The sequence below is a fragment of the Filimonas effusa genome, from assembly GCF_004118675.1.
GTDB lineage: Bacteria > Bacteroidota > Bacteroidia > Chitinophagales > Chitinophagaceae > Filimonas > Filimonas effusa.
Map to the genome: position 1 here is coordinate 1,356,499 of NZ_SDHZ01000002.1, position 24,557 is coordinate 1,381,055.

The window sequence follows — 24,557 nt, forward strand, 5'->3', positions numbered from 1 at the left end:
GTATCCTTCACCGGGCGGAGCATACCATAAGTTTAAGGAAATAGATGGGGCTTATGCTGCCGGGATTTGTATATTTAGTTCATCATCCAGAAACTATGCAACGCAACCAAACCAATTTATTACTGCACCCTTTATTTCTCAGCTGCTTACTATTGCTCATTTTGAATGACCACTGGTGGAAACAGGCTTTCCCGGGATTTATCACCGGTAAGCTATCTGACTTTGCAGGGATACTGATGGCCGGGGTATTATGGCGCCAGTTTTTTCCGCAAAGAGTGGTAACGGGCTGCATTGTACTGATAATGGGTTTCCTGTACTGGAAGTCGCCTTTGTCGCAACCGCTGATCGACTGGTGCAACAATGTTATCCGAATACCCGTAGCACGGGTAGTGGATTATACGGACCTGACTGCGCTGATCATGCTGGCGCCAGCGTTCAAAATAAAAGAATATGGCTGGGAAAAGGGAAGCTGGTTAAAGGTGCCGGTATATTGCCTGACCATTTTTGCTATGCCTGCCTCCTCTATGCATTATTTTTACGCCTCCCCGGAATACATGCCTTTTTACGATTCTTTTACCACCAAACAAACCAGGGAAGTACTATTGCAGCATCTTAATAATGCGGGCCTGACATATCGTATCGATTCTGTGGAGTTCATTCCCATTCGTCAAAACTATTATTATCTCCAGGATAGCGGCAGCGGAGAGATCACAGCCGTTGATAGTATGAAACATGTAAGGCTGGTGCAAATAACGCACCGGGGTGCGTATTATTCTATCCCTTCTATTGTGCTAGCTCAGGATACTGTTCGCAATATCCATTTCCAGATCATAGACCGGGGGAAAAAGCGAGAGATCTACCTCATGTCAATTAAGCCTCCGGTTAGGTTTCCACAGGAATTCAAGGGGCGTAACAAAGTACTCAAGGAGTATAGAAAAGCGTTTAAAGCGATCATTACCGGAATGCCCGATTAAAAGAACTGCAACCTCCTTAGTTTTGTGAAATGAGCATGTTTTATATAAGCGAAGTAAAAAGTACCGCTCCTGCTGCATTTCAAACTACATTACAGGAAATGGTATATCACGTATTGCAACAGTTCAACGTATGTTATGAACGCGTTGATACCGATGAAGCTATTACAATGGAAGATTGCCTACTCATAGATGAGAAGCTGAACATGCAAACTGTAAAGACGTTATTTCTCTGCAACCGGCAGCAAACAGATTTCTACCTTCTCATCACTACTGCCGGCAAGCCTTTCAAGACCAAAGACCTGAGCAGCCTATTGGGGATTTCACGTTTATCGTTTGCGCCGGCAGATTTGCTTGAACAGATGCTGGGAACAAAAGTTGGCGGCGCCAGCATCTTTAGTGTAATGCTGGATAAGGACAATAAGGTACAGGTTGTACTTGATGAAGACGCTATATCCAGTGAATGGTATGGCTGTAACGACGGGACCTCTACAAGTTATATGAAGCTAAAGACCGAATGGGTAGTTAATGAATTTCTGGCTTTTGCGCATCATAAGCCTAAGATCATAAAACTATAGCAGGCCTGACCTTCTAAGAGAATTCAATCATTTCGATAATGGCTTCGAGGAAGCGCTGGTCGGTGGTATCGAAATGGTCTGCGAATTCGCTATCGACATCCAGTACGCCTATTACTTCGCCGTTTCTGATAATGGGCACTACTATTTCAGATTTAGACAGGCTGCTGCAGGCGATGTGGCCGGGGAATTTCTCTACATCGGGCACGATGAGCGTAGCGGCCTGTTGCCAGGCAGCGCCACAAACACCCCTTCCTTTCGCAATGCGGGTACATGCTACCGGCCCCTGGAAAGGGCCTAAAACGAGCTCATTTCCTTTTACCAGGTAGAAACCTACCCACCACCATTTAAACTGCTCTTTTAGCGCCGCAGCTACATTTGCCAGGTTGGCAACCAGGTCTGGTTCACCGGTAATGAGCCCGTTAATCTGCGGGATCAATGCTTCGTATTGCCCGGCTTTGGAGCCGGTTGCAATTGTAAGATCTTCTGCCATGATCCAAAGTTACGATGCGGGAGGTACAAAAGCTGCAAACACAATGTTATTAGCCTGCGTGATCTCATCTTCAATAATGGTATGCGGCCTGTTGGCATAGAGCTTTTCCACGACATTGGCGTTTTTATCGCGCAGGATATTAGCAGTGGCGTAAACCCTTTCAACGGGAACATGTGCGTCGGGATTGCCGGAACCAATGAAGACCGGCGTACCGGCAAAGTCGCCTTTGTAGTTTCCGGGATAAATTTTATCGCCTATGAGTCCACCGGTAAAAGCCACGATTCCGCCATACCTGGTTGCATTACGCGTTACAAATTCCAGGGTAAGGCAGGCGCCCTGAGAAAAGCCTGCGAAATAGATATTTTCATTCGCAAAGCCTTCGTTGTTGAGGTCGTCAACCACCTGTTTCAGCAGGTCGAGCGCTGAAGAAAGCCAGGGTTCATTTTGGGCGGGTGGCGCCAGAAATGAATAGGGATACCAGGTATTATTGGTTGCCTGCGGCGCCACAAGTTTAAAGTCGCTGACAGAGAGATGGCCGGCGAGCGAGAGCATGTCTGCGGCAGCGCCGCCACGTCCGTGTATCAAGATGAGCGCTTTACCGGCTGCGCCGGTGCCTTCTGTTATTACTTGTTTCTTGTGCATATAGACTCCTAGTTCAGTTTATTGTAAAGCGGGTAATACTTCTTCTATTTTATTGCGGTAGGCCTCGTACTGAGCGGGCAGCATGAGATGTGTACCTAATTCTTCCAGGGTTTCATCGGTTGCAAAACCCGGGTTATCGGTTGCTATTTCAAACAATACGCCTCCGGGCTCACGGAAGTACAGGGAGAAGAAATAGTTACGATCGATCTTGGGTGTGATATGAAGGCCTTTGGCCTCTACCTTTTCGCGGAATGCCATAAGAGTAGCTTCATCTTTTACCCTGAATGCCACGTGGTGGTTGGTACCAGCTGCACCATATCCGGCCGGAGCATCGGGCACTTCAAGCAAATCTACAATGGCTGCATTTTCTACCGCATTGGTTACGAACCGGTAACGGTTACCTTCCTGTTGCAGCAGTTTATAGCCGAATATACCGGTAAGAACAGCTGCGGTAGCATCTACCTTCTTCAATGTAAGCGTAATATTATAAAAGCCCCTGGTTGCCACGGAGGCATCAATATCATGTGTAGTCCAGGGTTTGCGCGCATCGGGCTGCTGCGGAACTATCAATTCGAGTTGTAAGCCATCGGGATCGCTGAATGCCAGGACTGTTTCTCCCATTCTTTCTACAGGCGCTTTAAACGGAATGCCGGCAGCTTTAAAGCGTTCCTGCCAGAAACCGAGGCTATTGGCCGGTACAGCATAGCCGATACCTGTAGCCATTCCTGCGCCATTACGGCCTGCCCCTTTCTGTCCGCCCCATGGGAAGAATGTAAGGATGGTTCCCGGTGTACCCTGCTCATCGCCATAATAGAAATGGTAGGTGCCGGGGTCATCGAAATTCACAGTTTTCTTTACCAGGCGTAAGCCAAGCTGCCGGGTATAAAAATCGTAGTTTTCCTGAGCGTCGGAGGCTATTGCCGTAATGTGGTGTAAGCCTAATATCCTGTTTTCCATAACTGTTCTGTTTAGTTTGTTGAGTTTGTTCTGATCCTGCTTATTGCCTGATCACAGAACAAAATTACCATGGCGGGCAGGGGCATTACAATAACCTAGATTAAGAATTTAGGCAGGCGTTGGCATTTGCAGTAATTTCGCTTTATGGCTGTATCACTTACTGAATTGGATGAACTGGAAGCTTTTTTTGCTTCTGTTGAGCTACCTGAAACAATTATGCTCAATGCCGCCACGAAACAGAATGCCGTAAAGGAATCTGTACAGGCAGGTATAGCGCTTATACGCTCAGGCGAAATGGCGCCAAGACTTGAAGAAGCCAAGATGAATATACTGCGCAGTATTAAGACAGCGTTGCTGGCACAGCAACAGCAATAGTATTATTGCGACAGGTATGTGGCAGCCTTACAAAGAAGATAGTTCCCATATTTTCTTCGCTTTTGAGCCACAGGTCGCCGTGGGTATTTAAATGCAGCAATACAGGCTGCTTTAATAAGCAGCGAAGCGGGCATTATTCTTCCTCTCTGAGTCTTTCGTCGGTATAAGTGATCTTTGTTTTGCCGTGTGCGAAAGGGACACCATTATCATCTACACATACGAAGACCATTTTATCGATCGTCAGAATTATTTTTTGTGTGATCTTATTTCTTACCTGGCAGGTAAGAGTAAGGGAAGTACGGCCAAAGCTGGTGGCCTTGATGCCAAGTTCAACGATATCGCCTTGCCGGGCAGAGCTGACAAAATTGATCTCTGACATATACTTGGTAACACAGTTATTGGTGCCAAGCTGTATGATGGCATAAATAGCTGCTTCTTCGTCGATCCAACTAAGAAGGCTGCCGCCGAACAGTGTGCCGTGTGCATTCAGGTTTTCGGGTTTCACCCATTTACGTGTGTAAAAATTCATAGCAGGTATATTGGGAGCTCAATTTAAGAAACTGCAATATAGGGAGCGAATCAGTTCATCCTGTTTTTTTCGCCGGAGTTATTGGGATCAATTTTCCTTTTTGAAAACAGTGTACCGGCGTTAAAGCACCAGGAGAAAGAGAGAGTTGCTGTGCATTAAACGGGTCGGCAAACGAAAGGCGCAAACGTGCTTTGTTTTTAAACAGGCTGCGTGAAAAGCCAACTTCAGTATAAAAGATCTCTGCCATTCCTGCATTTACCGTAGTGTAGGAGAAGTTGTATTCAGCCCAGAGATCGATGTCCATCACTTTCATCCATTGGTAGGAATGGGATGTTCGCAGAGAAACAGAGGCGGATCTGCTGTTCGTTAAGATCGCTGTAATCGTGGTAAAGCAACGGGTTATTTTCTGCGGGCCAGCCTTTGGCAATATTGAAAGGCAGGGACAAAGACAATCCGAACCCGATGTTACGGGGGAAGTTCTTAGCCATATATGGATGAGCGGTTGGAGGACTGTTTTTGTTTTTTACACCAGAACGGGAAGGATAATACGGAAGGTTGTTCCTTCACCGGGCATAGAAAATACTTTAAGATCGCCTCCGTGGTTCATCACTATACGTTTACACATGGCAAGGCCGATACCTGAACCTGGATAGGCGGCGGATGCATGCAGCCTTTTGAAGACCTGAAATACCTGGTCGGCATATTTTTGTTCGAAACCGATGCCATTGTCTTTTACACTGATCTCGTAATAGAACCTGGCTCGTGACAACAGGCCGGAAACGGGGCCAAGGTCTGCTGCTTTTACCAGGCGGGCATATACTTCGATCAGCGGTTTTACTTCGGGGCGAATGAATTTAAGGGCATTGCCCAGCAGGTTATAAAAAAGCTGGTTCATTTGCAGTCGTACCGCTTCTACAACGGGGAGTTCACCAATGATCACTTTTGCTTTTTTATCATCAATCACCAGTTCAAAGTCGTTCGTAACATTCTGAAGTACTTTATTAAGATCAACCTTTTCAACCATTCCACCTGTTTCGAGGAGGCGGGAGAAGTCGAGCAGGTCTTTAATGAGCATGCTCATGCGCTGGGCCGACTGATCTATTTTGGCAACCAGTTTCAGATGCTGCTCTGTAAGGTTGGGCTGCTGGCCAAGCATATCGGAGTAGATGCGGATCTTACGCAATGGTTCCTGAAGATCGTGAGAGGCAACATAGGCATATTGTTCCAGCTCCTGGTTAGAGCGAAGCAGGTTTTCATTTGCTTCCTGTAATTCTTCGTTCATAGCGGAGAACTCTTCATTCAATGCGGCGAGTTCTTCGTTAGAGGCTGTCAATTCTTCATTGGAGGCGGCAAGTTCTTCGGTGCGCTCGGCCACTTCGGCCTCCAGCGCTACTTCAAGTTCACGTTGCAGGGTTATATCCTGTGTTGTACCAACAAGCAGGTACGCCTTATTGTCGCTGTTAAAGAAGGCCTGACCGCGGGAATGCATCACCAGCAGTTTACCTGTTCTTGTATTTACGATATGATAGTCCACATCGAGCACACCATTTCCGTTTGGGTTGAGCGCCAGTTGAGTTGCCTGCTCTACCTTCTCCCTGTCGGGGATGGTGGCCATTGCCTGTTCGAGGGTAATAGTCTCGGACGGGTCGTATCCCATCCAGGTTTTCATTCTATCGGAGGGGTTGAAGATATTTTCCAGCGGGCGCAGTTCCCATGTTGCCAGGTTGGCAATATTCACCGCGCTTTCGAGTGTACGTTGCGTTTCCAGAATCCTGTTGCGGTTAAGAACCTGCTCCGTAATATCAACGGCCATATTGAGGATGGCATATACTTCTCCTGATGCGTTAAACAGCGGCTTGTAGGTTACATTAAAGTAGAAAATCTGCGGCTTGCCGTCGACGATCAGCTCTGCACGGGTTTCGTTGGAGTGATAGGCCAGTCCTGAAGAAAACTGCGCCATCAGGATCTTCAGGGATTCATTTCGCTGCAATTCGCCTGTTATAGACGATAACGGTGAGCCAAGGATGGCCCTGTCCTTATTCCAAAGACGGAGCATTTGTTCATTGGCCACTTCAATGATCAGTTCCTTACCCACATAAAGGGCAGTGGCAATAGGGGCTTCTTCAATGAGAGAGCGGAAGCGGCGTTCCGATCTTTCCAGTTCAGCCTTTGCAGCCAGTTGTGCCCGCAAGTCTTTTGCAACACAGGCAAAGGCTATAGGGCGGCCGTTCATAGGACTATCGAGGCGGAATGCGTCGACCCCAAAAGGAATCAACTCGCCGGTAATACGGTTACGCAGCCATTGCTGGCCCTGCCATTTACCATTGGAGAGCAGAGAGGGCAGTACTTCGTTTGTAAACAAAGGCAGGTATTCCTGGTCGAACAGGCTAACGAACCTTTTGGTTCTTGCGTCTTCCGCGCTATCGAAGCCCAGTAATTCCAGTCCTGCTTTATTGATATACGTAAAAACAGTATCGAGATCTGTTACGACGATGAGGTCGCTGCTATGTTCTACCAGGGAAAGCAGTTTCTGCTGTTCTTTTCTGGCGGCAACTTCGTGACTGATGTCCTGGGCGATGCCCGAAAAGGTAATTGCGCGGCCGCTGAGGTCATAGAAATATTTCCCTTTGGTTTTAATCCAGTGAACAGAGTTGTCTTTCCAGACGAAGCGTGCTTCGTAGCTGACGATGCCCGTTTGTTCGGCGCGTTGGTAGGCGGCATCCCGGACAGGGATATCACCGGGGTGGATATGCCTGATAAAGATATCCCTGGTTGCTTTAGGGTCGGCATCGCCTGTAAGAAGGTAAGCAAGCGAAGGAGAAAAGCGAAAGGCGTTTGTGGTAAGGTCTATAGAAAATGAACCCGTATCGGCCCCATCGAGCGCAAGCGCTGCCAGGCTTTCGGCGACATACATTTCTTCTCCCACTTTCATTTCGGCGCTTGCATCCGAAACAATACCGGAAAAGCGGAGTGGCCTGCCGTCATCGTCCTGAAAAGACCGTCCCTGGATGCGCAGCCATCGTTTCCCTCCTGTGGTTCTAAATTTTATATCTACGGCGTAGTCGGCTTTACGCATCAGTGCCTTATTAAAGGCATCTATAAGGCGTTGCTGATCGTGTGCGTATATTTTATCGAGCAACACATTATTTGTAACAGGTTCGTCGGGGGTAAATCCGATGAGCTTCCTGCTTAAGTCATCTATCGTTATTTTATCTTCCTGCAAATACACATCCCAGGTTCCGATACCTGCGGCAGTTAATGCAAATTGAACGGTGTCAACCTGTTGTTTTGGGTTAAATGCATTCATCGTTCTTATACACTCGAATTAGGCACTAATTTACTGTAATAATCAGCAAATACCAGTGGGGTATTAATTCCACGCAGCAGGAAGCATAAAGGAGACGATTGTTATAGTCGCCGGGGGCAGGCGGCAGACAAGTGCGATGCAAGTGCGATACAAGTGCGATGTATGTGCGATGCAAGTGCGGTCATGGTATACTTATGGAAGCTTTAAGGCAGGTCTGCGCTTTGCCTTAAGTCAGCTTTTAGAACAATTGCGCTGCCAGGCAGGATTAGTTAAAGCAGACGGGGCCGGCCATTTGTTTTGGCCAGCCCCGTCATCAACCGTAAAAGGTTGTTTATGTGGTGGTTGTTATTGAACAGGGATGGTTACAGTGGCAGGCTGAAGTCCTTTGCCTTTTACCTGTAACTGCAGGTTACCCGGTTTTCCGGCAGATTGAACGGTTACTACCAGCTTGCCGCTGAATACTTTCATGCGGGGGAGCTGGAAAGGTTCCAGGCTGGTGGCGTTGCCGTTGGCAACTACCTTGAAAGCACCTGCTCCTTTCACCTGGAATTCGAGCTGGTTATCGGCATGAGGGCAAAGATTACCGTCTTTATCAACGATGCTGGCTGTAACATATGCGAGGTCTTTGCCATCGGCTGTTATTTGTTTTCTATCGGACTGAAGTACGATATGATGCGGAACGCCGGCGGTTTTTATGCTTTGTTCAGCCATTGCTTTACCAGCTGCATCGTAGGCTACTACTTTAATTTCTCCGGGCTCATATTTCACGTCGTTCCACATCAGGCGGTAACGCGTTTGGTTGTTGGTTTTATTCCTGGACTGGCGGCCCATACTTTTACCATTCACAAATAGTTCGGCAGAAGGATAGCTTGTATAACAAAATACCGGAGTTACCTGTCCTTCTCTGCCGGGCCATGTCCAATGCGGCAGGAGATGTAACGTTGCAACATTGGTATTCCATTTACTGCGATAGAGATAATACCTGTCTTTAGGTAAACCAGCCAGATCGAAGATGCCGAAGTAAGAGCTATGTGAAGGCCATTTAGCATCGTAGGGAGTAGGTTCGCCCAGATAATCGAAGCCGGTCCATACAAACTCCCCGATCACATAGTCGAGATCGTCTTGCTGAACGAATTCATCATCGGGCACCTGAGACCAGGAGCAGGCTTCAAGATCGTAAGAGGAAGATTGGTTATCGTTGTAGGTTTTATTCTTATAAAATGCAACCGGGAATTTATATACGCCGCGTGAGCTTACTGTAGAAGCGGTTTCCGTACCCAGGATAAATCCTTGTGGCAAAGCGGCCTGTGCTTCGGGATAGCGGTGTGGTTTATAATTAAAGCCGGGGATATCGAGTACAGCAGCAAATCCTTTTTTCACTGCATCATCGAAACGGTCCATGCCTACTGTAACAGGGCGGGTAGGATCTTCTTTGTGGCAGAGATCCTGCAGGCGTTTGGCTATATCCTTACCATTGACCGTACTTTGGTCCGGCACTTCATTACCAATACTCCACATGATATTGGAAGGGTTATTACGGAAATGATGTAACATGTTAAGCAGGTCTTTTTCCACCCATTCATCGAAGTATTTGTTATACCCGTTTTTCATTTTGGGCGCCTTCCATTCGTCGAAGGATTCAACCATCAACATCATACCCATTTCGTCGCAAAGCTGCACGAGCTCCGGCGCCGGCATGTTATGAGAGGTTCTGATAGCATCGCAGCCCATCTCTTTCAACAGGGAGATCTGGCGGCGTAAGGCCGCTACGTTTATAGCAGCGCCAAGCGGACCAAGGTCGTGATGGTTACATACTCCTTTGAATTTACGTTGCTTTCCGTTCAGGAGAAACCCTTCACCGGCGTTGTATTCAATAGAACGGATGCCGAAGGTTGTTGTGTATTCGTCCTTCAGCGTACTACCCTGATAAACTTTGGTTACCGCTTTATAGAGTGCGGGTGATTCCGGCGACCAAAGTGCAGGCTTTTGAATAGTGAACTCCTGTGCTACAGGATCTTCAACACTTTTAACAGGGGTGTTGACAAAAGCCACCTGCTGTCCTGCGCCATTCACTATTATTGTTTGCAGGTGCAGGTCTTGTATGGATCCCGCGCCGGCAATTGTCGTTTTTAGTGAAACAGAGGCCTTTTCTTCGTTTACATCAGGCGTAGTGATATAAGTACCCCATACGGGTATGTGCACATTGTTGGTTACAATGAGGTGTACGTTGCGATAAAGACCAGCGCCGGGATACCAGCGTGATGATTGTTCAAAGTTCTGCAAACGCACCGCCAGCGTATTCTTACCTGAAGGATTGAGGAAAGGGGTTACATCGAAAAAGAAAGAATTGTAGCCATAGGCCCAGTTACCTGCTTTTTTGCCATTGACATATACTTCGGCGTTGCTCATAGCACCATCGAAAAGGAGTGCTACTTTTTTTCCTGCTTTAAAGCCCGGCACTTCAAAAGACAGGCGATACCAGCCGATGCCTATAAATGGCAAGCCGCCGGTTCTGCCGGCTTTCAGCGAAGCTTCCTGTTCGCCGTTCTGAACAATCTTTACGTTTTGGAGATCGTTGTTTCCATCGAACGGGCCAGTGATAGCCCAGTCATGGGGTACGGATACTTTTTGCCATTTGGCGTCATTAAAGCCGGGTTGCCATGCATTGAGCTGTTCGCCTTTAGAAAATTTCCAGTTCTTTTCGAGCAGGTATTCCTGTCGTTCCTGTGCAACACTATGCAGGCAGGCGGCGAGCAGCGCTACGAGCAATGATCTTTTAACTATTCTCATATCCTCATTTTACTTTTTTAGCCAAAGGGATTCGATTTCTATAGTGTAAGGCGATGATGTGGTTTTATTATCAGCCCCGGTGTAATTGGATACTTCTACCCTATCGAGCGACTGCAGGCTCAACTGCTGCGCCATGCCGCCGGCCTCTGCGTTAGCAGCCTGAAACCACCAGGGCATAAAGCCGGGGTAAGGCCTTGGCAGCAGTAATGCGGGGGCTGGTTGAAAGCTGCTGAGCGGCAGCTCTATATCGCTAAAGGATGCAGCTAGTTTTGCATGTGCTGCAAATGAAACTGCATCGGATGAAATAAGTCCTACTCTTGCTACAGCCGATTGTGCACCTACCACCCTTGCCCTGATAACTACTTTGGAGAAGTTGTTATGCTGTGAAAGCCTGGCTTTGATATCGGCTGCAACAACCCTGCTTACAGCGGAAACAGAATCGGCACCGGTTCCATTTCCTTTCAGGCATACTGCCAGTGCTGCCGGTGTAGCGCCACTTGTAAACGAAAGTCCGGGCCAGGAAGGCACCAGGAAGAGGTCGTTATCTGAAGCAACATCGATCAAAGATAAGGTAGCTCCGGGCGCAGCAATGTTTGTATGATAGTATTCGTTGTTCAGGTTATCCCACGCATAAGGATCGCCTTTATAATTGCCGGGAAATACAATGAAGTTCGTATCATGATGCACGACAATTCTATAGTCGAGGCGGCCTGGTTGCAGTAAGCTGTCGGGCAGGGTTACCGTATAGATGCCATTGCCCTGATCCTGAAACCGGATATTAAACCAGGGACCACCTTTGCAGGCGCCTTCGATATAAATGGATGGCAGATGGTGCAATCCGGATGTTGGGATGGATGTTATAGTTGCCTGAAGCAGCAATGGCTGACCAGCCGGGGCTTCACGAAACGGTGTATGATTTACAAATACCGAATTACTGAACGGCTGGGGGGCGGCAAACTCTCCGAGTTTAACGGCACCGGCAACTGTTGTATTCTTATCACCGTTAAAGGTTTTGCCGTTTGCAGTAAGAATGTAAGTTCCGGGTGTTAGTGCAACCGTGTGTTGCAAGACCGTTGGGTGAGTGCTGCTTTCCCTGCTGGCAGCACTCACAGAAAAACCCTCTCCCAAATCCGGCAGCAGAACAGAGACCTGCTGCGTGTTCCATTCCATTCTCCTCAATTCTGTACTGGGCGAAGATTTTCCAAACGGGTCTCTTAACGCTATCACATCCGGCATCAGTTCCAGTCGCCATACGCCTTCGCTGATCTTATCGAGGAAGTAGGCTCCGGTTCCCTTATACTTCACTACGGGAGAACTGCCAGTGCCGGCAACGTGTTGCAATGTGGGCAGGTTCAGCGGTTGTGTAGCCGTATTGCCGGTATAGTAAAACTCATTTATTGTATTCCATTCGCTCAGCTGCTGATGATAGCTGATACGTGTGGCTCCGAACAAAGTGTCTGCGGGGTAGGCTCCATAACTTTTATACAAGGGAAGTGTATGGAATGCCTTGCCTGCTATGAGCAGGCTGATTGCTTTTGCCGGAGTATAGGCGAGGTTCAGGTAATGTGTCTGGTACTCGGTATTACAATAAGCCGTGTACATAGGATCGTAAGCAAACTGGGTAGCCCATTGGAAGCCGGCGGTACGGAAGCTCCGGGCCATTGCAGGATACATGATGGGCTGCATTACATCGGCGGCATCGAATTCATAGATCATCCTTGCCTTATTTTTAAAAGCAGGAATGGTATCATATGGAATCGCATAGTTGTCGACATTGGGCAGTACATTATTCTGCAGGGCATGGTTTGCCAGCAGCCCCGTTGGGTACCACTGGAAGCTAACGCCATCGATATTGGCAGCCGCTATAGCAGCAGCATAATAGGGAGATTCGCTGATGTTATAGAATACAGGTTTTTTCCAGCCTGCACTTCTGATAGCAGCTGCAAGCCTGTTTACATAACTGGTAGCTCCTGCAAGCGGGCCGCTATGATTAGGCTCGTTGTTTATTTCTGTAGCAATAACATCGGGGTCATTAGTATAAGAGAGGCCGGTATATGGATTTACATGTGCAAAGAATTGTTTGAGATAGTTTTCCTGTGCGCGGATAGCAGTATCATTTACAACCGCTCCGCGTTTGCCATAGATATAGGAAAAGCTGCCGTTGTTTTCATCTTTTTCAGGATAACCGTTGCCCCAGAATGCAATGGGTGTAATAAAGATCCTGATATTCCTTTCTTTCAGTTTTGCCAGCAGATAATCGAATAGGTTGAGATGCTCGTTCAGGAGCAGGTTACCGTTGGCATCGGCAATCTCGGTATCCCAAACGTGTACGCGAAATGCATCCAGGCCAAGACGTGCAAAGTGATAAACATCGGCGTCGATCGCTTTTTTCAGATCAATTCCCAGCGCCTTGTGCGCGCGATAACCATGCGCAAAGGGTACAGTATAGTTAACACCAAAAAAGGCTGCTTCTTTGTTATCGGCTGTATAACGCAGTATTCCTTTTTTATCGACGTACACCAGTGGTTTTCCCGGCGCAGTTTTAACGTTGCGCTGGGAAAAGGCCGTTTGGTGCAAACCTATAAACAGTATAAAGAAAAGCATTACGGAACGAGCAAACATCCTATTCAATTAAAGTTAAGCAATCAAGGCAAGCCTGTTTAGCAGGTATGCACAATATGAAGATAACCGGCAGCATGGATTCTCCTTAAAGCTTTTGGCAAAAGGGTTTTACCGGAAAGCTTCGAGCGCTACAGTAGGTTTGCCTGTTGCATCGAAAGCGCCGAGCCCATACCCCTGCCAGGAATTATACGCCTGTGGTTCCCAATAGAAGAGACCGAGGCCTTTTTGTCCGGGCAGGTTATAGATCCTTTCACTCAGGTCTTCTATAAATCGCTTGCAACTGGCAGCGCTGGTAGCAGGCATGCCAACCTCTGACAATATAACTTCTTTACCATATTTCGCAGTAACGAATTTCATGGTAGCCTCACACTGTTTGTTCATCTCAGGCCAGGTAGTTGGCTCAGGATAAAGCGACATACCAATCACATCATACTTTGCATTGTTTGCAGTAAGTCCGTCGAACATCCAGCGAAAAAGTGAGCTATCATATCCATTGGAAATATGAACGATCACTTTTGCATTGCTATTCACTGCTTTTACCGCATCGTAACCCGATGAAATAAGACTGGCGAAGTTTGCCATATTCGATGAGGCACGGCCGATAGGCCATAACATACCATCATTGGTTTCGTTACCTACCTGTACCCAGTCGGCAGTGATACCATCTGCTTTAAGACTATTCAACACTTTGAAGGTATGGTTATACACAGAGTCCTTCAACACCGTGAAATTTGCGGCAGACCAGGCAGCAGGCATAACCTGTTGCGCAGGATCGGCCCACGAATCACTATAATGAAAAGCGATCATGAGTTTTAGTCCCAGTGCGTGCGCTCTCTTAGCCTTCGCGGTAACGTCTGCAAGGTTATTCCAGCCATCGGCAGGATTTACCCACACCCTTAACCTTATGGCTTTTACGCCAAGGTCTTTCATGAGCTGAAAACCATCTTTCGCTTCGCCGGCAGCATTATAGAATTTAATGCCTGAAGCTTCCATCTGAGTGATCCAGCTATTGTCCGTGCCCAACACCAGCGTATTGGTATAGTCGTGCGAAGCAGGTTCGCTGGAGGGCATGTCGTATTTTTTACATCCTGTAACCATTACCAGCAACAGGCTTGTCAGCATCCAAATATGTTTCATGTTCTACACGTGTTGATGGTTTATAATTTTTGAACAGACCAGGTATAGTTGCCTGCCTTGGTAAGATTAAGGGTTACTTTATAATTACCGGCGCCCTGCGGAGCGGTAAGGTTGCTGCCATCTACTTTGAGCTTATTATTATCGACGCCATAATTCAGCGTCCAGGCCTTATTGGCCCTGAACTTAAACGCACCTGTAGCTTTAATGGCTACTGAATTGTTTACCAGTGCGCCGGTAGCTTCGTCGTAAGTAAGCGGGATATCGGTATTCCAGTCATCGGCAACGGCGTCGCCAACAAGCGACCATGTAGTGGTCAATGCACTCCAGTCTTTTGTTTCTGTATTGGCATTAATTTTTACGAGGCCTGCAGCAGGCGCCCAAAAATTACCGGAAGCGCCAAGCGCCATTTTAGTATCGCTTACATAGCCGTAGGCATTATCCCAGTTCTGGGCCGTAAGGATCTTAAACAACAGGTCGGAAGATGTGGCAGGAAAATAAACATAGCCTTCGTAAGCCCCGTTAAAACCGGTATCAGCAAGTGGAATGGCAGTAGAAGCACTCCATGACTGGAAAGAACCGGACACCCATAATTTAGGATAGTCGGCGCCGGGATAAGGTGTTACATCAATAGATATCACTGCAGAATAAGTAGCGGGGATAGCAGAAGGATTGGTGGAAGTGCCATTTTGCTTCACCTCGGCCTTTACACGAACATCCAGTTTTCCTTTTACTTCTGCCGGAAGGCCTCTTCCCAAGGCAGCCGCATTCAATGCCGCCACAGTAACAGACGCGGTATGCATGTCATCGCCGATGACAGTGGTCTGTGGGTTTTCAAATTTACCTCCGGATACATCGAACTGGAGAGAGTAGGTAACTGCCGCATTGATACCGAAATTTACTTCCGACCAGGCGAAGGCTACCGCTTCGTTGTTCTTCTTAGTGCTATCGAGCACGATAGCGCTGATGCTGGACGTAAAAGAAGGAACTCCTGCCGGCACCTTATATACCGACAGCGATTCATCTTTTTTACAAGCGGCGAACAGCAGCAGTACTGACAGCAGGCCTATAATATGTTTTTTCATTTTCAACTTATTTAATTGCAAGCATTTCATAATTAATATTCACTATTCTGCTTCAGGTTGGGGTTGGCAATAAGATCGGCAGTAGGTATGGGGAACATGTTATATCTTTTGTTGACGCCAATACCTTGCGCCACGCCACCTTTCCAGGGCCATACATAGCTGCCATCGGTAAATTTGCCGAAACGGATAAGGTCTGTTCTGCGTTGTCCTTCCCAATAGAGCTCCCGGCCTCTTTCGGCAAGCAGGAAATCGAGGGTAAGCGCACCGGAGGCAATATTGCCGCTATTGTTGCCATAGGCTCTCTGCCGAAGCAGGTTTACATAATTCAAGGCATTGCTCAGAGAGCCACCGGAGCCCCCTCTTACCACAGCTTCTGCATACATCAGGTACACATCACCTAAACGGAACATGGGGAAGTCGGTATCGGTAAAGCGACCGGTAGGATCTTTACCCGCCTGACCGGTAGAGCTTTTATTTACAAACTTGGGAACAGCATAACCATTGGTAAAATCGCTCAGGCTCGTTATTTCGAGCGACTGCCCGTTTGTATAAAAGATGGCCCTTTTATCGGTTAGTCCTGTAGGATCGGCAAACTGGTTCACCATTGTTTTGGTAGCCCTCATACCGCCCCAGGTAGTAGACATGCCATAGTCGGCAGGGTTCATTTTACCGCCCAGTGCACAAAGAATAATAAAGGAAGTATTGCCATAAGACTGGGAAGTAACACCATCTGCTGCGATGGGGAAAATAATTTCACCGGTAAGGTTGTTATCGGTTTTAAAGAGGTTGGCATAAGAAGACGACAGTCGATACACCGGAGCGCCGATCAGCTTATTACAGTAGGTAATAGTTTCGGTATACCTAGCCGTACCGGTATAGATTGCACTATTCAGGTATATTTTAGCCAGCAGCATCCAGGCTGCTCCTTTATCAACACGGCCATATTCATTTGTACCGGGCTCGGGGAGCAGGTTTTCGAGTTCTTTCAATTCAGTTTCAACATAAGTGAAGATTTCGGACCTGGATTTTTGAGGAGGCTGGAAAAGGCCTACAGGGTCGTTTTCTGTAACAAAGGGTATATTTCCATACATATCCATGGCAACCCAGTAATAGAGGGCACGGAGAAAACGGGCTTCATATCTGTAGTTCTTAATATTGTTTCTTTCTGCTTCTGTGAAGCTGCTCATTTTGTCATCGGTCGTCTGGCGCAGAAACTCGTTACAGGAAGCGATACCAAAGAAAAGACGATCGTACATGATCTTGAGATACTTCCCATCGGGCGTCCAGTTCAGGTTGTGGTAAGCGAGTAAATCGCCGTCGTTCCAGCCAATTACAGCTTCTTCCGTTGTAAACTCCTGCAGCGACCACCAGGTACGCAGGAATACAACAGAACCTGCATCGGTAGTATACAAGTCGGCTAAAGAAGCATTCTCGTAATCCTGACCGCTAAGTGATAAGCCGCCATATAATTTGGCAAGCACACTTTTGATTTTGGCCGGATCTTTATAAACAGACTCAGAGGTCTCCTGCACATAAGGAGTTCTGTCCAAATCCTTGGTACAGGATGCAGCTGTTAAACTAATGGCTGCGGCTATTATTGAGATATATTTATTAATAGTCATAATACTGCGGCGTTTAAGATTAATAGGAAATGTTGATACCTAAGGAATAAATCCTGGGTCTTGGATAAATGTTATTATCTATACCGCTATATACTTCGGGATCGAGGCCCGTATATTTTGTGATCACGAACACGTTTTGAACAATAGCGCTCAACTTCAGCGAAGCCTTGTTGCGCCAGATCCTGCCGAAGTTGTAACCGAAGCTAACGTTGTCCATTCGCAGGAATGATGCGTTCTCCACATAATAATCAGAGAAGAACTGGCTGTTGGTAAAACGTGTGTTCAGATAGTCGACATTGGTATTGCCTATATAACCCATACCCGTGCTTACACTGTTAAAGGCGCCGCTGCCGGAGCGTACGTTATTATACAGGTAGTTGCCGATATTGCTGCGCAATACAAAGGAGAGATCCCATTTTTTATAACTCATCTGTGAAGTGAAGCCCATTGTGAGCTTAGGGTTCGCAGACTTATACCTGTAGAAAAGCGCACCATTATTTTGTTTGTCAAACACACCTTCTACCGGTTTGCCGTCGGCATCATACACCTGCTTGTAAACGTAGAAGGTCTGGGGGGCATACCCTACGCTGTTGATCTGGATAGTATTGTCTTTACCGCCGGAGATAGCACCTGTTAAAATGCCTTCGGAAGTAGAGTCGCTTACGTTAGACAGTTTCAGGATCTTATTTTTATTGTAAGCAATATTGAAGTTTACATTCCAGCTAAAGTCTTTACCCTGTATCACACCTGCATTGATAGCCAGTTCCACCCCTTTGCTTTCAATGTTACCTACGTTGGTAAGCAACATATTACCGGGGTTTACACCTGCTGCTGTAGGAATGCGTGTAAGCAGGTCTTTTGTTTTCTTATAATAGAAATCGAGCGTACCGGTGATCCTGTTTTTCAGGAAGCCGAAGTCGATGCCTGCGTTCCAGGCTGTGGTGGTTTCCCATTTGATATTTTTATCGTAGGGTTCAGACCTGTAGGTGTAGTAAGAGCTATCTCCAAAGGGATAACGCACGTTGCTGCCGCCGAGTGTATAAATAGGCAGGTAAGGATAATAGGCATCCAGGTCCTGGTTACCGGTGATACCAAAGCCTACACGCAGTTTCAGGTCGGAGAACGTTTTGTTACTTCTCATGAAACCCTCGTCTTTAATTCTCCAGGCAAGGGCAGCAGAAGGGAAATTACCCCACCTATTGTCTTTGCTGAAGCGGGAAGAACCATCGCGGCGCATAGAAGCTGTCAACAGGTATTTGCCTTTAAACGTATAGTTCAAACGGGCAAATACGGAGAGTAACGTGTTGCGGCTGGAGTCGGGAACCGGCATGCTCAAAACATTTCCCGCAGCATTTCTTACAGGATAAGCGGGACTTCCGCGGAAGAAATCCTGGTAGGAATAACCTGCCGTAAGATCCAGTTTACTATCAATTTCCTTCAGGTCTTTTGCGTAAAGCAGGTAGAAATCGAGCAGTTTATCTTTTCTGCGCTGTGAGTATTCGGTCATAGAGCCACCTCTCTGGTAAGAGAGCGCTGCAAATGCAGGGATGAATCCGTTACCTTCTGTTTTAGAGATATCGTAACCGGCGTTAACAGTAGCGGTAAGCGCTGGCAGGAAAGGCAGTTTATAGTCCAGTTTAATGCTACCGATGCTACGGTAAACATCACTCAGGCTGGAATTGAGCAGCAGCTGGCCGAGCGGGTTCTTGGGCGCCAGTTCAATAGGCGTACCTGTTTCGTCGAGCCATTCATAGAAGTTCCCGAATTTATTGCTGGCATAAACAGGCTGGGTAGGATCGAAGCCTGCGGCTGCTCCAATAGCGCCTTCATTGGCGAACCTGGTTTTCTGATAAACGCCTTTGAGGTTGATATTTACTTTCAGCGAGTTGTTGAAGAACGAAGGCGTGAGGTTCAGGCCCAGGGATGTTCTTTTTACGTTGCTGGTTTTGAGGATACCATCCTGGTAGGTATGACCTACAGAAAAACGGTAGGGCAGTTTTTTAATACCACCTGAAACGCCAAGGTTATAATCGCCGCCAAAGGCATTCTGGAAAATCACATCCTGCCAGTTGGTATTGGCATTACCGAGCATTGCCTTTTCGGCATCGGTTCCCCGCTCGTTCACTACAGAACGGAACTGATTGGCATCGAGCACTTTCACTTCATTTCTTTTTACAGACTGGGAAAGAACGGAGTTGAAGTTCAGTTTCAGCTTGCCGGCGGCGCCGCTTTTTGTAGTAATGATAATAACACCGTTTGAAGCCCTGTTACCATAGATGGCGGTAGCGGAGGCGTCTTTAAGAATGTTAAACGATTCGATGTCGTTGGGGTTAACGAGGCTTAGCGGGTTAGAAACGCCGGAAACGCCATCGTTGGTAAGCGGTACTCCGTCGACAACAATAAGGGGGTTATTGCTGGCGCTCAGGGAAGTACCACCGCGAACACGGATGGTACCACCTGCGCCGGGGGCGCCGCCATTGGGCGTAATAACGACACCTGCCACCTTACCTGTTACCAGCTGATCGGGTGTGGTAACGGCGCCAGTCTGGAAATCTTTTGCCGAAACGGTGGCAACCGATCCGGTGAGGTCTTTTTTAGAACGGGTGCCATAACCAATAACCACCACATCGTTAAGCGTGGTTACGGCAACCTGGAGGGTAATATTAATAGTGTTGGCCGAGATCCTTACTTCTTTCATTTCAAAGCCAACCGAAGTAGCGATGAGGGTATCACCCAATTTTGCCCTGATAGAGAAATTACCGAGAGAATCGGCACTGGCACCATTGCCTGCTCCTTTCACTACGACAGAAGCCCCCGTCAGGGGTTCGCCGGAAGAAGCGCGCAGCGTACCTTTGATCATTTGTTGGGCGGAAGCGGGCATAAAAGCCAGCAGGGTAATCATCACACACATCACTCCACAGAGCAATCGTTGTTTCATTTTCATCCGTCAATTTTTATTTTTTCAATGGCTGGATAACAGGCAGTTTTAGATGCCGTTTGCCTGAGAAACCAGGCATACAAAGTAAAATACATTGATATTGAGCGCTTTATCCGATCGTTCATTTTTTTGGTCCTATTGATCTAATTTTGAATGGTGCGTGCGCTTCCCCCCATAATCCGGGCTATAATATATTATTGCCATAGTTACCTCCACTGTATGACAGTGGCAATATTGCTATTCTGCCAGAGTCCGCTGGCGGCCCAGGCGCCGGAACTTAAATTCCGTCATCTGGGAAATGAACAGGGCCTCTCGAACAGTACCATAGAAACCATTTTACAGGATAGCCGCGGTTTTATGTGGTTTGGCACCCGCGACGGACTCAATAAATATGATGGTTACCAGATCACGGTTTACCGGTACGATGCATTGGACAGCAATAGTATCAGCGATAACTATATTAAGTGCCTTTATGAAGACAGTGAACACATGCTGTGGGTAGGTACGTTAAATGGCCTGAATCGTTTTAATCCGGCAAAAAATAATTTCACCCGCTACCGTCATACTCCCTCCCATAAAAACAGTCTTAGCTATAACCAGGTTACCAGCATCTGCGAAGACAGTCAAAAACATCTGTGGATAGGCACTTATGGCGGCGGATTGAACAAATTTGACCCGAAATCAGGCATTTTTGAGCACTTTGTTACTAAACCCGGCGCAAAGTACGGTCTTGCCGACAATAGAATAAATGTTCTTTTTAAATCCCCCCAGGGAGCCATCTGGGTAGGAACAGACAATGGCTTACATATCTTAAATACTGAAAAAAATGAACTGCGCGATTGGGCCTTACCGGGTAGTTTCGACAGGGAGCACAATGTCATCCGGGAGATCACCAGCGCCGGAGAGGGAAAATTATGGCTGGGTACCGAAGAACGTGGTCTCCTGTTCTTCAATCCTGAAAACGGAAGTTTTACCCGGTTCGGGCATCTCGATAAAAACGTCCGCAGCCTGTCGGGCAACCAGGTGCGTGCTATTCTGCGCGACAGCAAAGGTCAGTTTTGGGCCGGCAGCATCAACGGTGGTCTCGATCTGTTCAATCCTGCCGACAGCAGTTTCTTCCATTACCAGAATGACCCCGATAACAGCCGCAGCCTTTCACAACGCACGGTATCAGCGATTTACGAAGACCGCCAGGGTATTTTATGGGTAGGAACCCATCGCGGGGGTATTAATATATATGTACCGGGCGCAGAAAAATTTGGCCTCTATCAACAGCAGCCAGATGTTAACAGCCTGAGCTATAACGATGTAAAAGCTTTTTGTGAAGACAGCAAAGGCCGGATCTGGATAGGAACAGATGGGGGCGGGCTTAACCTGTTCGACCGGCAAAAGCAAACCTTCCGTTATTTTAAATACGATCCGTACAATACCCGTACACTTGGCTCCAATGAAGTGCTGAGCATCATGCAGGACCACGACAGCCAGTTATGGATCGGCACCTGGGGCGGCGGGCTCAATTTATACCGTGAGACCGACGGCAGCTTTACCAGGTTTATGAATAACCCGGCAGACGCCAATAGCCTCAGTTCCAACTATGTGCAACAAACCCTCGAAGACAGCAAAGGAAATTTATGGGTAGCCACCTACTATGGGGGACTTAGTTTATATAATCGCGCCACCCGTCAGTTCACGCGTATAAAAGGCAGCGGCGCCAACACCATCTCCGGTAATAATATTGTATCACTGGTGGAAGACCGGAAGGGGAATTTATGGATAGGCACCGACGACGGGGGGCTTAACTGCTATAACATAGCCACCGGAAAGCTGCGTCATTTCTTCAACAATGAAGAAAAAACGCCGGATCTGAGGGTTTTGTTTGTCGATAGTAAAGGCCGGTTGTGGGTGGGACAATCGGGATTATACCTGTTCAATACCGCCGAACAGCGCTTTTCATTATACACGCAACAGGCCGGATTAGGATCGGAGTTCATCAAGGGCATCGCAGAAGATGAAAAGGGGAATTTCTGGGTATCAACATCACGGGGCATCACCCGTTTTCACCCGGAACAAGGCGGTTATAAAAAATACAATACAGGAGACGGACTGCAAGGTCTGGAATTTGAAGCCAATGCCTACCTGAAAACGCGCGACGGACAGCTGTATTTTGGCGGCATCAACGGGTTTAACGCCTTCTATCCCCAAACCATTACCACTAATAGCTATGCGCCCCCGGTGTATATCACCGATCTGCAGCTCTTTAATCTTAAAATGCTGCCTGGCGGCAACCATTCTCCTTTGGAACAGGATATCAGCCTTACCCGGCAACTTGTGTTAAACTACCACCAGTCGTCGTTTTCATTCGGGTTTGCGGCACTCGATTATACTGCGCCGGAAAACAATCAATATGCCTATAAACTCGACGGCTGGGATAAAGACTGGAACTATGTTGGCAATGAAAGAAAAGCAACCTATACCAATCTTGATCCTGGCACTTATACCTTTCATGTAAAAGCATCGAACAGTGATGGCTCCTGGAACAATAAAGAAACCACCATCACCATAATAATACACCCGCCGTTCTGGAAAACCTGGTGGTTCCTGTTGCTGGTGTTTGCCATCCTGTTTTATACCTCCTACCGAATACTTGCCTTCCGCAGAAATGCAGAGCTGAAGAAGATAAGCGAAAAGAAACGAGAAGAAGTTCATCAACTGAAACTCCAGTTCTTTACCAATATTTCGCACGAATTCAGAACCCCTCTGACGCTGATACTAGGGCCATTGGAAAAACTGATCCGCGAAGAGCAGTCGGCAACCCAGCTGCATTCCTATAAACTCATGCAAAAAAATGCCTACCGCTTACTTGACCTGGTGAATGAAGTAATGGATTTCAGAAAAGTAGAATCGGGCGTGCTGCAGCTTAAGGTGATGCCAGGCAACCCGGAAGCATTTCTCCACGAAATATCAGAAGAGTTCCACGAATGGGCCGTAGAAAAGAATATCCGCTTTTCCGTATCCTATCACGACCAGCCCACTGAAGCATGGTTCGACAACCAGGTGCTGGAAAAGATCATTTATAACCTGTTGAGCAATGCCTTCAAATATACTCCTGCCGGGGGAAAGATAGACCTCGAAATGTTCACGTCGTTACAGGATCTGAAACCGTCGTTTGCCCACGAGCTGGTGATCACCAACGACTACAAAGCGGCAGGCTATCTTCATTTCCGGATCACCGATAATGGTATCGGCATTTCAAAGGAGTCGATAGACCACCTGTTTGAACGCTATTTCAGGGTCAACGAAAATCACCTCGGCTCAGGCATTGGGCTGGCATTCGTTAAAAGTCTGACCTTATTGCATAAGGGCAATATCAAAGTTTACAGCGAGCGCCATAAAGGAACGGAGATCATTATATCACTGCCTTATCGTAAAGAAGATTATACAGAAAATGAACGCTGGATAGGCGATCCGGAGCTTAAAGCAAGACAACTGGAGAGCATTGTTTCAAACCAGCGCTACAGCGTTATGCCTTCGGCCGATATGGAGCATACAACTTCCGGACAAACAGACAACACCGAAGCTCCGGTCAATGGAATGGCAGCTGGCAAAACAATAGCCACAAACGGTACATCCAAAGGGGCAGATGGGCACACCAGCGGGGCAGTGATCCTGATCGTTGACGACAACAGCGAGTTGCGTGCCTTCCTCAAAAGCGCACTCGCCGATGATTATACCATCCTGGAAGCATCAGACGGACAACAGGGTTTGGAAAAAGCAAAGGCCTTACTTCCCGATATTATCATCAGCGATGTAATGATGCCTGTAATGGATGGCATCACCTTCTGTAAGCTGGCTAAAGAAAACCTGGAAACAAGTCATATTCCCTTTATGATGCTCACGGCTAAAACAACTTTATCATCCAACATCGAGGGTGCCGCATCGGGGGCAGATTTCTACTTTGGCAAGCCACTGAGTATGGAGTTATTACAGCTTACCATACGCAACACGCTGGAACAAAGAAAAAAATCGAAAGAGCGTTTCCTGAAGGACTATTACTATGAAGCCAAAGAGCTCGTGAACTCTACCAGGGACAAGGAATTCATGGATAAGCTGATGGCAGAAATAGACAACCATTTAATGAACCCCGATTTCGACGTTAGTATGCTTTGTGCGAATATGGGCATGAGCAAAACCAATCTTTATCAAAAGATCAAACAGCTAACCGGCCAATCCACCGGCGACTTTGTACGCACAATACGACTCAAGAAAGCCGCTAACATAATGACCCATGAAGATGTTCCTATATCGGAGGTGATATTAAGAATAGGTATACAAACACAGTCTTATTTTACCAAGGCATTTAAAAAAGAGTTCGGCAAAACACCTACACAGTTTTTGCAGGAGCTGGGGAATAGGTAACGTTCTTTAACTATGATAAGCTTCTCCAAACATTGGGAGAATAAAATAGAATTGTAGAGAGATTTCTTAATCTAGATTAATGGACCCAAAGGCATAGCAGT

At 47.2% G+C, this 24,557-nt stretch carries 17 protein-coding genes; 4 read left to right on the forward strand and 13 right to left on the reverse strand.

Features of this window, described 5'->3' with window-relative positions; all coding sequences use genetic code 11:
- Window positions 1-95: 95 nt before the first annotated feature.
- On the forward strand, window positions 96-974 hold the full coding sequence (locus tag ESB13_RS16695; RefSeq protein ID WP_129004767.1) for a hypothetical protein: 879 nt from the start codon (window positions 96-98) through the stop codon (window positions 972-974).
- A gap of 29 nt (window positions 975-1,003) precedes the next feature.
- Entirely contained in the window at window positions 1,004-1,549 is a 546-nt protein-coding gene (locus tag ESB13_RS16700) for a prolyl-tRNA synthetase associated domain-containing protein (RefSeq protein ID WP_246022588.1), read from the forward strand.
- Window positions 1,550-1,562: 13 nt separating this feature from the next.
- On the opposite strand, the gene ESB13_RS16705 is transcribed toward ESB13_RS16700, so the two are convergent.
- From ESB13_RS16705 to ESB13_RS16715, 3 genes are read right to left on the reverse strand one after another with little or no spacing between them, the layout of a single operon-like run.
- A complete protein-coding gene (locus ESB13_RS16705; RefSeq protein WP_129004768.1) occupies window positions 1,563-2,039 on the reverse strand; it encodes a GAF domain-containing protein in 477 nt (158 codons plus the stop codon).
- A 9-nt stretch (window positions 2,040-2,048) separates the two neighbouring features.
- Window positions 2,049-2,681, reverse strand: coding sequence for an alpha/beta hydrolase (locus ESB13_RS16710; RefSeq protein ID WP_129004769.1), 633 nt, complete (start codon window positions 2,679-2,681; stop codon window positions 2,049-2,051).
- 18 nt (window positions 2,682-2,699) lie between these two features.
- Window positions 2,700-3,638: a ring-cleaving dioxygenase gene (locus ESB13_RS16715; RefSeq protein ID WP_129004770.1), complete on the reverse strand. Its 939-nt coding sequence runs from the start codon at window positions 3,636-3,638 to the stop codon at window positions 2,700-2,702.
- Window positions 3,639-3,782: 144 nt separating this feature from the next.
- On the opposite strand from ESB13_RS16715, the gene ESB13_RS16720 reads away from it, so the two are divergent.
- Complete coding sequence (locus tag ESB13_RS16720) at window positions 3,783-4,013, forward strand: DUF6965 family protein (protein WP_129004771.1); 231 nt, start codon at window positions 3,783-3,785, stop codon at window positions 4,011-4,013.
- 133 nt (window positions 4,014-4,146) lie between these two features.
- On the opposite strand, the gene ESB13_RS16725 is transcribed toward ESB13_RS16720, so the two are convergent.
- The 10 genes from ESB13_RS16725 to ESB13_RS16765 form a co-directional block, all read right to left on the reverse strand.
- The gene (locus ESB13_RS16725; RefSeq protein ID WP_129004772.1) at window positions 4,147-4,542 is read right to left on the reverse strand and encodes an acyl-CoA thioesterase; all 396 of its coding nucleotides are present in this window, start codon (window positions 4,540-4,542) and stop codon (window positions 4,147-4,149) included.
- 55 nt (window positions 4,543-4,597) lie between these two features.
- Window positions 4,598-4,855, reverse strand: coding sequence for an outer membrane beta-barrel family protein (locus ESB13_RS16730; protein WP_246022589.1), 258 nt, complete (start codon window positions 4,853-4,855; stop codon window positions 4,598-4,600).
- The gene (locus tag ESB13_RS24075; RefSeq protein WP_246022590.1) at window positions 4,824-5,030 is read right to left on the reverse strand and encodes a hypothetical protein; all 207 of its coding nucleotides are present in this window, start codon (window positions 5,028-5,030) and stop codon (window positions 4,824-4,826) included. Before ESB13_RS24075 ends, ESB13_RS16730 begins: the two co-directional genes overlap by 32 nt.
- Before the next feature lie 35 nt (window positions 5,031-5,065).
- The gene (locus ESB13_RS16735; protein WP_129004774.1) at window positions 5,066-7,849 is read right to left on the reverse strand and encodes a PAS domain-containing protein; all 2,784 of its coding nucleotides are present in this window, start codon (window positions 7,847-7,849) and stop codon (window positions 5,066-5,068) included.
- A 345-nt stretch (window positions 7,850-8,194) separates the two neighbouring features.
- Window positions 8,195-10,639 (reverse strand): beta-galactosidase GalB, encoded by a 2,445-nt coding sequence (galB, locus tag ESB13_RS16740; RefSeq protein WP_129004775.1) that lies wholly within the window; start codon window positions 10,637-10,639, stop codon window positions 8,195-8,197.
- A 9-nt stretch (window positions 10,640-10,648) separates the two neighbouring features.
- A complete protein-coding gene (locus tag ESB13_RS16745) occupies window positions 10,649-13,261 on the reverse strand; it encodes a membrane or secreted protein (protein WP_246022591.1) in 2,613 nt (870 codons plus the stop codon).
- A 108-nt stretch (window positions 13,262-13,369) separates the two neighbouring features.
- On the reverse strand, window positions 13,370-14,398 hold the full coding sequence (locus tag ESB13_RS16750) for a glycoside hydrolase family 53 protein (RefSeq protein WP_220399693.1): 1,029 nt from the start codon (window positions 14,396-14,398) through the stop codon (window positions 13,370-13,372).
- Window positions 14,399-14,418: 20 nt separating this feature from the next.
- A complete protein-coding gene (locus tag ESB13_RS16755) occupies window positions 14,419-15,480 on the reverse strand; it encodes a SusE domain-containing protein (protein ID WP_164974248.1) in 1,062 nt (353 codons plus the stop codon).
- A gap of 32 nt (window positions 15,481-15,512) precedes the next feature.
- Window positions 15,513-17,102, reverse strand: coding sequence for a RagB/SusD family nutrient uptake outer membrane protein (locus ESB13_RS16760; RefSeq protein ID WP_129004777.1), 1,590 nt, complete (start codon window positions 17,100-17,102; stop codon window positions 15,513-15,515).
- Between the two features lie 19 nt (window positions 17,103-17,121).
- Complete coding sequence (locus tag ESB13_RS16765) at window positions 17,122-20,040, reverse strand: SusC/RagA family TonB-linked outer membrane protein (RefSeq protein ID WP_246022592.1); 2,919 nt, start codon at window positions 20,038-20,040, stop codon at window positions 17,122-17,124.
- Window positions 20,041-20,259: 219 nt separating this feature from the next.
- Between ESB13_RS16765 and ESB13_RS16770 the strand changes: the two genes are divergently transcribed.
- Window positions 20,260-24,456: a hybrid sensor histidine kinase/response regulator transcription factor gene (locus ESB13_RS16770; protein ID WP_164974249.1), complete on the forward strand. Its 4,197-nt coding sequence runs from the start codon at window positions 20,260-20,262 to the stop codon at window positions 24,454-24,456.
- Window positions 24,457-24,557: the final 101 nt, after the last annotated feature.